Below are 12,031 nucleotides of genomic sequence, written 5' to 3'. Positions count from 1 at the left end.
CTGTTCGCGCTCGCGCCACTTTTGCTAGCAACCCTCGACGAGTTGCAATCGCCGAATAGCAGGATGCCTCCCATGATGCGTCCAGCGTCCACAATTGATTCCGCCAAATCTCAGGCGGGATAGGGACTGATCCGACTGATCGTCAAGTTGCCCGAAAAGCAGCGTTCGACATCGGTTCCGGATGATCTGGGCCGACCATGAAAGTCCGACTGAATTTGTATTGGTTGCTGATTCACCAGGGACGGTCTTGAGCTCGCATCCGTCGCAGATTGAGAACTGGAACCGATCTCGGTCTGCTTCTTCAGCGATCCAGCCCGCTGCATCGGTTTTCGCTCCACGTCGCAATCGAACATCGGCGGCAGGTCCGTGTCAGGATCGATTGCTGGCAAATTGACGTTCCACAACTGTCCCGGTCGATGGTCACGTTCATCTTCTGAGAGTTCGTGATTGCCACCACCGGTCGAAGAGGTGTCACGGATGAACGAATCCAAAACTGGCTTGAGCCAACGGCCCGTGTGATCCCAAGTCTTCGGCACATCGGGATGTCGGTAGTGCGAGACCGCCATGCTGTGAACGCCATGCAAAGCCGCTTCGCGGGCCGCCGCGAATGTTCCGCTGACCAGCAAATCGACTCCCACGTTCGCACCCGCATTGATCCCTGAAAAAACCAGCGAAGCGTTGGGACACAACACGGTCATGGCCGACCGAACACAATCGACCGGTGTTCCGTCAACAGCGAACCATCCGGCTTGTGTTTCCGTGACGGAGAGATCTCGAGTGGTCGTGACACTGTGCCCACACTCGCTGCGACCTCGATCTGGCGCGACCACCGTGATGTCATAACGGTGGGTGTTCCCGGTCGAAAGAATCCAATCGGAAATGGCACGATGCATCGCCAGCAATCCTGGTGCATCAATCCCATCATCGTTGGTCAACAGAATCGCGTTGCGTTGCATCAGCGGGTCAGAGTCTTTGCCAAACGTGAGCTTCGGGGACGTTGTCTTCAGCGAGGTTTGCGCCGGATCAACGCTTGTGTCGCTGACACCAACGAAGGCATTTCGCTGGGACGAGGATCAGGGGGAATTTGCACGAAGTAATTTGCATCGATTCCCATCACTTCTCGGCGTGTGGCCGATCGGCGTGGGTCTTCGTCCAGGAACAGCGACGCCATTTCAAAGTCGCGATCCCAGAGAATTTGATCCGCCAAAGTTTCGATCAATTCATCCCACGCGATTGTGTCGAGCGAATGCAGATCGGGAACGCGAAATTCCGTCGGCATCACTTCGTCTACCTGAATGACTTCTTCATTCTTTCGTTCCGTCCCCAGCAAATCATCGCGGACCAAACAATCGATCGCCGCATCACGAATCAGTTGTCGCCAATAAACGTTGTCAACGTCCAGCGACAGATCTAACTCCATTTCCACGTGATGGTGTAGTTCCGCGAAGAGAGCTGCCACGGTTGCTTCGGCGATCGCGCTGAGCGGCATGCCTTCTGGCGTGGGTTCCAGCAAGTGCTGCGCGACATCGTGCAGCAAAGCGATTTGTTGTTCGCTATGCAGATTGTCGAATAGTTCGATCCCGGTGTCGCAGGACCAATCGGCTTCCGGTTGCCAATCTTCATCAAACTGCATCAACAAGTCTTCGAGCAGCGACTCGATCAATCGCTGCATCAATTCCGCTTCGGCACCTTCGAGCGTGCGATCGCCTTGGCTGGTGTGCCACATGGTCGTACCGATTGATGGTGTGATGGAACGGCATCTACGAAAAAAGGCCACCGATCTGACTCGGTGGCCTCAGCATACTTCACAGCGTCACCGCCGGGCTAGCCGACGGCGCTTCCACAACACGGATTCCCCGTTTCCTCATTCTTCAATTGAGGGCGAGTCATTCTCAGCCAACCATTCGATCCGCGCCGCGGCGGGTTGGTCTCGTGCGCCCAGCTTTTTCAGCATTTGCAGCGGCATCTGCAAATTGATGCACATGCACATCCATTTGAGGGAATGGGATACCGATTTCGGCTGCATCCAGTTGCGTTTTGATCTCGCCGGTCAATGCTTCTGTCATTGGCCAAAAATTTGAACTGGCGACCCACATGCGGACTTTCCAATTCACTGCACTGTCGCCCAAACCAGCCAGCACGACTGCGCTGCCACGGTTTTCGCCTTGGATCACATTGGCCGCCAACTGATCAATCGCTTTTTGAAGTGCGGCGCGAGTGGTCTGCAAGTCGGCGGTGTAGTCCACACCGACGGGGACTTCGATGCGGCGATGTTGGTGGTGACTGATGTTTTCAATGGTGCCGCCCGCGATCGAACTGTTGGGAACGATGATGCGTCGATTGTCAGGAGTGTCCAAGGTCGTCGTGAACAAATCAATCTCGTCGACCTTGCCCGTCACGCCAGCCGCGTTGACAACGTCACCGACTTTGAACGGACGAAACACCAACATCAACACGCCGGATGCGAAGTTGCTGAGCGTACCTTGAAACGCCAAACCAACTGCGAAGCCGGCAGCGGCCAGCATCGCGGCCAATCCACCCAGCGGTGCGCCCAACTTCGTCAGAACAGCTCCGACAACGGCAAACATGATCGAGTAGAAAACCATCTTGCCGACAAACTTGCCAAGCGTTTCATCCACGCGTCGACAAACAGGTCGACTGATGACTCGCATCAAATACTTGGCAACCAAGTACCCGATGAAGATGACAAACAAACCCAGGCCCGCCGAAAGAAGCGCGGGTGCCAAGTGTGTAGTGGCGTAATCGGTCAAGCCATCGAAGTTGCCTTCGGTCATCTGAGTGACCAAGTCCGACGTTGCATCCGCAAAACTTGTTTGTGGCATGTCGGTCGCTCCCAAGTTCATCTCGGGGGTAACGGCGGATAGCGAGGTATTGGTTTCAGTCATAGCGAATCACGACAGCGCATGGAGCGGAAAAGGAGACACGTTCTGCAGAACGTCGATACCTCATTCCAGCGAGGGGATTCAAGATCGATGCACACCCGTTTCGTATTCTTAGACGGTTGTATTCCTCGCCCAAACCGATTCACGCAGAACGGTTTGCATCGGCAAACGCAAGTAAGCATCGCGAGCCGGCCGATTCGTTCGATCCACAGCCAGAATCATTCGCGAAGCGGATTCATCACGACAACACCGCAGCGCCAACGAAAGGATGTCACGTGAAAAACCGCGGCCGCGAGCATCGGGCACCACGCCCATGTAGACGACTTCCAAAACTGAAGCGGAGTCACCGCCGTGCCGCGCCATCAACAAGCACCCAATCGGTTCGTCGCCCGGACGTTCGGACAACATGAACCACAGATCCGGTGCGTAGGTGGGAACGACTTGGTAACCATCCATGATCTGCGCGGCGGTCCGAAACTGCTCCAAATTGGGACAGTCCATCGACCCGTGATAAGTCCGCTGGACCAAGCCTCGAATCATCCGCATTTGTTCCTCGTCATTGACGTCGACCGGGTGAACATGCAGCTTCGTCGGGGTATCCAATGAGTCGAACGAATTCGAATCGGTGAGGTCGAGTGCGAGATACTCCAGGTCGCCGACTTTGGAAAACCCCATCCACTCGGGCCACGCACTCGGCGAATTCATGGACTTGGCTGAGTCGGTCTTTTCTTGGGAGGAATCCTCTGAGGCGGCTGGGTCTGACTCACTGTGTTCCGGCGGCCAGGAAGTCGCCCACTGCAGAAAATCGATGCCCCGCTGCCGGCAAATCTGACCAAGTGTCCGGCCGAGCCCATCGGCCAACTGCGAATTCCGAGATTCGCGTTCGTTTGACCAATCAGGTTGCTCACCCGCGAGAGCGATTGGACCAGCGTGCAGCACCGTCGCCATATCGCTGTCAGGCGTGCCCAGAACGATGGCGATCGCGTCGGAGGCCTCGCTGACCAGCAAAATCAGGTCGTCGGTGACTTGGCGTGAGATTGCCGATCGAATTTGGTCGGCGACCATCACCGCCCGATCCGGCGAGATCTGAGCCAGTGCCGATGGCAGCAGAGCGGGCAGCTCCACCAGAGAAAACGGGCGAAAAAGCGGTTCATGTTCCGAGGCGTCGCCAGGGTTGGCCGCCTGAGTGCCGTTGCCAGCCTGGTCAAACCCGAATTGGTTGGCGTTCCCCATCATTCTCTCTATGATCGTTTGACCGCATCCTTCCGAGCACGCTCCCACCCGCTGGGGAGCACATCTCCGAACGAACCTTCAGTCCTAAAATTGAGATAAAAATGCTTCGATCACGTCGACGCTCGAACTGGATTCGCTGGGCCGTTTGCCTGTTGATGGTGTCGTGCATTCATGCGATTGATGCTTCGGATGCGTCGGCTCAACGTCTGATAGAACGTCTGCGAACTCGCATTCAGACTCCGCCGCCGTCGCCGCTTCAACAACCACCGTACCAGAATCCCGCCGCTTCCAACCGCGCCAATTCAGCACGAACTCGAACGCTGGCGACACCGTTCCAAAGAAATAATTCGTCCGCCGATCGCCGCGCACCAACGACACAACGCACCGCACCAGCGGACCAGCGCCGTGCAGCCGCACGGAACAGCCAACCCGCTGTGACGGGACGCAGCGGTGAAATCGCATCGGATGACATCGAGTTCGGAATGCGAGTTTCACCCGCGGTCGTCGGCAGTTACCAAGGCCTGCGTGTCGATGGCTTCTCGCCCGAATCGCGAGCCGATGAAGCCGGCGTCCGTCCCGGTGACTTGATCGTATCGATCGGCAATTCGCGAACACGAACTCTCGATGAAGCCATCTCGGCACTGAATGACATTCGCTCCACTCCGGGGCAGGAACCTGCCGTCGCCATGCAATTGTTCCGAGGCGGACGTTTGTATCGCGGAAACGTGCCGGCAATTGCGACGGCGCGTGTCGCCGCCAAGCCACCCATCTCACTCCCCAATGCTGGCCGAAGCGTTTTGGACGATTTCGATTCAGAAAGAAATCGTCCGTCGGACAACGAGTTGCCCGCACCGCAGCTTCGAGCACCGGCGACCGAAAACCTGTCCCCACCGACTAGCAACGCGGGTCCCACGCTCGCTCGTTCACGCGGATCGCTGGGGATCGAAGTTCGTGACGCGACACCTCAGCGTGGTGTGTTGATTGTGTCCGTTCCCGACGACACCGCGGGCAAAGTCGCGGGTCTCGCGACGGGAGATCGAATCGTCTCGGCCTCCGGTCGTCTCATTCGCGGAACCGATGACTTGCTACGTGAGATCTCGGTTCTTCAACCAGGCGACGAAATCGAATTCGGTTTGATTCGCGGCGACACAATGCTTCAAAAGCAAATCGAGATGGGCGGTCCCGGTGGCCAGCCCACACGATCCGCCATCGCGAACATGGAATCGGCAGCAGCCAACGCGAACGCAGAATCAACCGACACCGGTGAAGCAAACTCGGGCGGCTTCCTCGGCGGAATGGGATCGATGTTTGGCAAGATGCTCGGGGGCAACACGCCCAATTCACAGACTCCGGCCAGCGAAGAACTGCCGCCACCAAACGCTGAACCCAGCGCGACGTTTACTCTGCCAGCCCCCACTGAATCGCTGCCGTCGCCCAAACCAGCCGCGGAACCTTCCACCACAGCCGATCCGTTGGCGTTGCCAAGTGATTCCGTCGAACCAAACGTTGAAAGTCTTCCTCCCGCAAAGCCGGCTCCCGCTTCTGAACCAGACTCCTTGCCCGCCGAAGCCAAGCCGCCAACGGTGGAAGAATTGCAACGCGAAATTCAACGCTTGAAGCAACAGTTGCAAGCGAAGGAATGACGTCGACGCTTAAGCCCGCGTTCGCAGACAAACGTAGACCGCGGCGGCAATGAAGTCCGCCGTCGTTCCTGGATTGAATAGGTGACCTTCACTTCGCAAGTGAGCATCGAACTCCGCGATCGAACCGAAGTCGCCGTTGCTTGCGAACGCATTCAGGCATTGCTTGGCTCGATCACGAATTTCCTGCTCGGTATCACGCCCGTTTTTACGAGCAATCAAAGAGTCGCCACGGTCGGCCAGCAATCGCAAATGCGCCAGGGCAATTCCCGATAGCAAATCGCCGGTTTCGCCAACGGATGCTTCCACGGCAGGCACGACTTCCGCAAAGAAGCTTTCAAATCCGCCCGCGTATTCAGCCGCGATCAAATCGCGATCTTTCGCGTCTCGCATCCCCGCCATCACATCAAACGACTCGGACGATGCAAGAACATCCAGCGATGGATCTCCGGGTTGATAGTCCCCGTCCATTCCACCCGCCGACGCTTTCGAAATCGCTCGGCCTATTCGGTGACTCTGCTCGTCGGAAAGAGTCGACAAGACATTCGCCGTCGCTTCACGCCATCGATCCAGCGTCCAAGCAGCATCTGCCGGTCGTTGCGTTTCCTCCGCCAACACGATCGGTCCCAATAACAACGCGATGCCCAAGTTGACATTCGTATTCGTTGTCACTCGCGTTTGTCGGATCACCGACTCAATGCGATCACCCAAACCCATCGGTGTGGCGGTCAGTCCACTCGCGACAATTTCTGCGGAAGCCACGAAGTCGGCAAAGCAAAGATCATTGAACTTCGCGACCGGATGAACGTTGCCTGCTTTCGGTGCAGTGGCCTCCAACACACAAGCGTACTGGATCGCATCCACGGGACCGCCAACTGTTTTTGCGATCCATTGCCATGGGTCATGCCGCACCGATGCGTTCCTTGACGCGGCTTAGCAATGAGTCAATCGCTTGCAACGTTTCTTCAGGCGAATCTTCGATCACATAGTGACCGGTCGTGGCCAGTTCCGTGACTTCCGCGTCGGGCCAGACCGCTTCGAAGCGTCGCAAACATTCCGGCCGGAAGCACCAATCCTTCATTCCCCAAATCAGCGAGATCGGCAGCGAAGCCAGGTCCGGTAAATCGGACTCTAACTGACGAAGCGTCTTCATCGTCGGATGCGAATCGCTCAAAGGGATGTCGCGAACGAACCGATCAATCGCGACTCGGTTTTTCCAATTGTCATAAGGAGCCAACAACCCCGCCGCGACGTCGGGTTTCATCTTCGTCCGCGACATCGCCATCGTGACCGCGGCCCGAGCGAACAGGTTCAAACCGCGAACGGCCGGGGTGCCCAACACCGGCATTCGGCAGGCGGCGATTCGCTGCGGCATGTAAGGCGGTGGAAACGCAGCCGTGTTCAGCAACCCAATCCCAGCCAAACGTTCTCGGCGAGCATGCATGGCTGACAAACCAATCGCTCCACCCCAATCGTGAGCGATCAGGATCACGTTCTTCAGATCCAACTCGTCGACCAAGCGAATCAAGTTGTCCCGATGCGCTGCCATCGTGTACGGGAACTCGTCCGTCGACGGTTTGTCGCTACGACCGCAGCCAATGTGATCGACCGCGATCACACGTTGTTGGTTTCCATACCGCTCGACGATCCGGCGATAATAAAAACTCCACGTCGGATTGCCATGCACACAAACAAACGTCGGCTGGTCGCTTTGTTTTTCGACTTCGGAACCAGCAAACTTGGCGTCAGCCGCCGTGTCGATGTAGCGCAGGGTGTGACCGTCGATGGAAAATTCCGACGACGGGTGGGGAAACAGATCGCTAGCAAGATTCGTCATAGCGAGCAGTTTCGACGATCCGCGGCAGTTTGACGAGAGGCGGCAAATCAAATCTCGTTCGCCGATGACTCCCCAGCCAACTGCGATTCAGCGGCCAATCCGCCGATGGATCACGGACCTGCGATCTCCGCCCGCTCAGCCCAGAATTTACGGGCCGCCCGAACGTAGGGCACAAATTTCTTCAGCTGGTCCGGTGGCAACTTCGCCAAACGCTGTTCCGTTTCGCCCAGCCACTCTTTGAAGAACGCGACGCTGCGGGCTGTGATTCGTGGTTGCCCGCCGACTTCGAAGTACCAGGGCGACGAGATCACCGCCCGATAGTGGTCCTCATGCAACGTCACCACTCGAACGGCCGCCCAGCCCGATTCCTTGATTTTCAACGGAGGAATCCGGCCACCAGCTTTCGCGAATTCGTCCAGCTTGGCTCCATAGTGCAACCGACCGTTGTGAATGACCTCGAGGTACTCGACCGGGTCACGGACATTCAAAATCACTTCGGCGGTCAGCTCCACCGCTTGATCTTCGCCGACCGCTGCCGAATTGATCTCGAACACATGGCCTGGCAAACGGCCGTCCAGATTGGTCCGCATCAACGGACCATTGGTGGCGAAACTGCAACCTTCCCAAGCCGCGTCCCACCAATCGCCCATTGTCGAAACCGCGACCGCTTCTTCTCGCGAATCAAATGAGGAAGCCTGCAAACGGCCAGCAACATACAACCGGTTGTACCCCACCGGCGAATTGCCAGGGTCATCGCCCGAGCCAGCCATTGGTGCGAGTCGAAAACCGGCCTCCAACAATTGCCAGTGGATCTGCTCAGCGTCCCGTCCGAGCTGAGTCGCATCGTTTCGATTGGCCGGCTGTAACATGCGACCTTCTGGTACACGTGTCACGGATTCGTTCAGTTGCAACCAATCGCCGAGCACGAACACACCATCGATTCTCTCGCTCGCCAACCAAACCGGCAGCAACCAAGCGAACGGATTTTCGATCGCAACTCGCGACGAAGAATCAGCCGGCAAACTTGCCAACCAACCCAACGATGCCAGCTCTTGCGATGCGAAGTCTTTCGAAGAAACGGGATTCCAATCGGAATCGGCCAACTCGCGGTAAAACGCCAGTCCACCGACACAGTCGACGTTTGAATTGATCCACAACGGCGTCGTCGGCCAACCCTCCGGAGTTTGGATTGGCTCGTCTTCCCCAAACAAGTTCTTTGCATTCCGACGTGGAATTGGTTTCTCCGTTCCGCGACCGACAACCTCGGGATCGCGGATCACCGAGGCCGCGTGCAGATCCTCCGCCGTCATTCGCATCGGCAAACTTTCAGGCGAACGGGGCACCAAACAATCACCGCTCGTCCAACCTTCCGGTCGCATCCGAACCATTCGCGGAAGCGCGAGTTGGTGCTCGTCCTCGCTGCCTCGCTGAACATCAAACGTGCCTCGAAGGACTCGCGACTCAGGACCTCGTGTCAGCTTGAATTCGTACGCTCCATCCTGCAGAGACAATTCGGCAACTTCGTCCAGCACAAACCCGGGACCCGACGACAGAAATCGTCGCGGAGCCACCGAAACGGACTTCGGTCGCGAAGTTCGCCGCGTCGTGACGGGCAACTGGCGAGTCAATTCCATCCGTGCGATGGTCGGTTCGCCCGTCGACTCCTCCACGACTCGCAGCGTCAGATCGCCGTCGGCCCAAATTGCTGTGTCTGAGCCAAAACCGCACAAAACTAGGGTCAAAAGGGCACAAATCGACTTCAACCCATTCCCCCATCGGTCTGTGGTTCGGTGTTTGCTATGGTGAATCCACAAAAGACTGTTCCTGTCAAAATGACACAATTGCCTTCCAAATCATTGACACGCTGTGGCTGAAGATCTGTATCAAACGCTGGGAGTTTCTCGCGACGCCGAGAAGGCTGAGCTGACCAAAGCCTATCGCAAATTGGCCCGGAAGTACCATCCGGACATGAACCCCGATAACCCTGACGCGCAAGAAAAATTCAAACGCGTTCAGGAAGCCTACGAAGTCCTCAACGACGAACAAAAACGAGCGGCCTACGATCGCTACGGATCCGACTTCGAAAAAATTCGCGGCGGTTGGAATCCTGGTGCCGGCGGTGGCGGCGGATCAGCGGGCCCATCGTTTGACGGTTTGGATTTGGAACAAATCTTCGGCGCCGCCGGTCGTGGTGGCGGAGGAGGAGGACAACCTGGATTCGAGAACGGATTCAATGACTTCTTCGAACAGATTCTCGGCGGGGGCGCACGCGGCGGCGGCCAGGGGTCACCGTTTGGTGGTGGTCAACGATCCGCACCGCCACAACGCGGTCAAAACATTCGTCACGAGCTGTCTGTCACGTTTCGCACCGCGGTGCTGGGTGACAAAGTCGAGTTCTATCTCGCTCGCGGTGGCAAACAAGAGAAGCTATCGGTGACGATTCCGCCCGGCGTCAATTCGGGCAGCAAGATCCGATTGCGCGAACAGGGCCATCCCGGTTCCGGTGGCGCTGGCGATTTGATTTTGGTCATTCAGGTCGATGACCATCCATTCTACAAACGCAACGGCAACCACTTGGAACTCAAACTCCCGATCACCATCGCGGAAGCCGTTTCGGGTGCCAAAGTCGATGTGCCAACTCCCGCGGGAACGATCACACTCTCGGTGCCCGCCGGCAGTTCCAGCGGCAAACGTTTGCGACTGAAGGGGCAGGGCGTTCGCAATCCAAAGGGAACCGACGGCGATCTAATCGTTGAGCTGCAGATCCAATTGCCTGAATCGATCGACGAAGAATCCACGAAACTGATCGAGCAATTTGACGAGGCCAACCCCATGCAGCCACGTGAATCGCTGAAGTTCTGACCGGTCTCGATCACTTCGGTGCGGACGCTGCTTCCAATTGGGATTCGTGCATCATCACCGCCATGATGATGTGACGGTCAGACAGAGTGTTCAGAGGCACCCGATGCAGGATGCCTTTGCTGTCTTCCAGTTCCACCGTTTCGCGATCGATGATGCGGTTGATTTTGGCCTTCAAATGATGCTTGCCATCGCGATCGGTCCATGTCGCCCAGCTATTGCCAGGAATGCCCTCTTGAGCTCGGCGGCGTTGATTTCCAACGGGTCCCGTTTCAACTGGCGCCAAATCAGGATTTGGGTTCGGCAACACTTCTCTAGAAGCTCGAGTTCCCAGCGCCCCCCACACCCCGTACGGGCTTTGAGATCCTGGAAGAGCATAGTCCTCACCGGTGGAAACTCCCGGCTGCGTGCTGTCTCCGCAATCAATGCTGTCACTGATATAGACAACGCGACCGTCCAGCATCAAAGCATGCACACCATCGACGTGTCGACTGGACGCCGATGCGGTCGGATCTTCCATCCCCAAATCCGACAAACAAGTCGGTGAATTGGGTGGCAACACCGTTTGAAATCCACTGATCGCCAGGGCACCATCGGCCCAACGAGATCCCCGACGGACGTTCCACCAATCCGCATGTTCACCATCATGTGCTTCCAAGCACAGCGAAGGGTTCAAGCTCAGACCTTTGATCCCCTGGGCTATGTGAGACTCTTTCGCGTCATTCTCGCCTGGAGTGATCGTTTCGGACATCGCAATCGTATTGGATAGCCCGTCCAAGAAATCACGAAACTTCATCTGCTGATTCCCGCAGAATGCACCCCGCATACCAGCTCGCACTCGTCTTACGACATCGGCATCGTTGACGTCGATCATCTCACCCATCAAGTAGGTTCCATCGCCGTAGCAAAACACATAGTTGCACAACGTTGTTGAACCAATCATGCCGCGCGGAAGCTCGGGCATCGCCAGAGTCGTCACCACAATCGGTTCTCTTTCCGGCACCTCTACTTGTTTTTTCGTATCGTCGGGGCACCGCAAAGTCGAAAATACCGACAACCATGGCGTGTATTCTGCGGAATCGTACCAGGGCGCCGGTCCCATCGCCGGAAACTGTTTTCCTGTCTTAGGGGACACATACGGATTCGCGATCTTCTCCCACAGTGCCTGTTCATCCAGAAACGGTGTCAGAGCGACGGTCGGACCGAGTCGACCTTGATTGGATGTGTCATCTTCCCCGCCAACCGTCCCGCCCAACCCTGGCGGCAATTGTCTGAAGGCGGCGTGATAGTTGTGCATCGCCAATCCCAAAGTCTTCAGGTTGGTCGCGCAATGGAAGCTTCTAGCGGCGGCGCGCTGTCGCAAAACCGCCGGCAACAACAAACTGAATCCGACCGACGCCACCACACCGACGATGATCAGATCTGTGAGAGTGAGCTTTGACTTCATCGGAGAACTCCAAAGGAAAAGGCGGCGGCATCCGCACGGGGATGACTAAGTTTCAAGCTTGGCATCGTCGTTGCGGCTCACTCAATTCGGGCCAAAAGGATCGCCTTCGATC

The 12,031-nt window shown here is 56.9% G+C and carries 10 protein-coding genes; 2 read left to right on the top strand and 8 right to left on the bottom strand.

The genetic code is table 11. The features are described 5' to 3' along the window. Window positions 1–110: 110 nt before the first annotated feature. The 4 genes from surE to CEE69_RS23840 all read right to left on the bottom strand — a co-directional run bounded on the left by surE (window position 111) and on the right by CEE69_RS23840 (window position 4,139). A complete protein-coding gene (surE, locus tag CEE69_RS23855) occupies window positions 111–956 on the bottom strand; it encodes a 5'/3'-nucleotidase SurE (protein WP_099263120.1) in 846 nt (281 codons plus the stop codon). A gap of 47 nt (window positions 957–1,003) precedes the next feature. Then, window positions 1,004–1,726: a hypothetical protein gene (locus CEE69_RS23850; protein ID WP_099263119.1), complete on the bottom strand. Its 723-nt coding sequence runs from the start codon at window positions 1,724–1,726 to the stop codon at window positions 1,004–1,006. Window positions 1,727–1,892: 166 nt separating this feature from the next. After that, window positions 1,893–2,906 carry a mechanosensitive ion channel family protein gene (locus CEE69_RS23845; RefSeq protein ID WP_099263118.1) on the bottom strand — a complete coding sequence of 338 codons (1,014 nt, stop codon included), beginning with the start codon at window positions 2,904–2,906 and terminating at the stop codon, window positions 1,893–1,895. A gap of 108 nt (window positions 2,907–3,014) precedes the next feature. Next, entirely contained in the window at window positions 3,015–4,139 is a 1,125-nt protein-coding gene (locus tag CEE69_RS23840; protein WP_099263117.1) for a GNAT family N-acetyltransferase, read from the bottom strand. Window positions 4,140–4,237: 98 nt separating this feature from the next. Between CEE69_RS23840 and CEE69_RS23835 the strand changes: the two genes are divergently transcribed. Continuing rightward, window positions 4,238–5,779 (top strand): PDZ domain-containing protein, encoded by a 1,542-nt coding sequence (locus tag CEE69_RS23835; protein WP_099263116.1) that lies wholly within the window; start codon window positions 4,238–4,240, stop codon window positions 5,777–5,779. A 9-nt stretch (window positions 5,780–5,788) separates the two neighbouring features. Here the strand turns inward: CEE69_RS23835 and CEE69_RS23830 are convergent, their stop codons facing one another. The 3 genes from CEE69_RS23830 to CEE69_RS23820 form a co-directional block, all read right to left on the bottom strand. Further along, complete coding sequence (locus CEE69_RS23830) at window positions 5,789–6,688, bottom strand: triphosphoribosyl-dephospho-CoA synthase (protein WP_099263115.1); 900 nt, start codon at window positions 6,686–6,688, stop codon at window positions 5,789–5,791. After that, complete coding sequence (locus CEE69_RS23825) at window positions 6,678–7,613, bottom strand: alpha/beta fold hydrolase (RefSeq protein ID WP_099263114.1); 936 nt, start codon at window positions 7,611–7,613, stop codon at window positions 6,678–6,680. Before CEE69_RS23825 ends, CEE69_RS23830 begins: the two co-directional genes overlap by 11 nt. A gap of 110 nt (window positions 7,614–7,723) precedes the next feature. Then, window positions 7,724–9,355, bottom strand: coding sequence for a hypothetical protein (locus CEE69_RS23820; RefSeq protein ID WP_233215570.1), 1,632 nt, complete (start codon window positions 9,353–9,355; stop codon window positions 7,724–7,726). A 124-nt stretch (window positions 9,356–9,479) separates the two neighbouring features. On the opposite strand from CEE69_RS23820, the gene CEE69_RS23815 reads away from it, so the two are divergent. Continuing rightward, window positions 9,480–10,475 carry a DnaJ C-terminal domain-containing protein gene (locus CEE69_RS23815; RefSeq protein ID WP_099263112.1) on the top strand — a complete coding sequence of 332 codons (996 nt, stop codon included), beginning with the start codon at window positions 9,480–9,482 and terminating at the stop codon, window positions 10,473–10,475. Between the two features lie 10 nt (window positions 10,476–10,485). Here the strand turns inward: CEE69_RS23815 and CEE69_RS23810 are convergent, their stop codons facing one another. Beyond that, window positions 10,486–11,919, bottom strand: coding sequence for a DUF1559 domain-containing protein (locus tag CEE69_RS23810; protein ID WP_099263111.1), 1,434 nt, complete (start codon window positions 11,917–11,919; stop codon window positions 10,486–10,488). Window positions 11,920–12,031 lie beyond the last annotated feature (112 nt).

This window comes from Rhodopirellula bahusiensis (genome assembly GCF_002727185.1).
In the GTDB taxonomy this organism is placed as follows: Bacteria; Planctomycetota; Planctomycetia; order Pirellulales; family Pirellulaceae; genus Rhodopirellula; species Rhodopirellula bahusiensis.
Note: the sequence above shows the minus strand (reverse complement) of the source record. Positions and strands in the feature narration are given on the sequence as shown.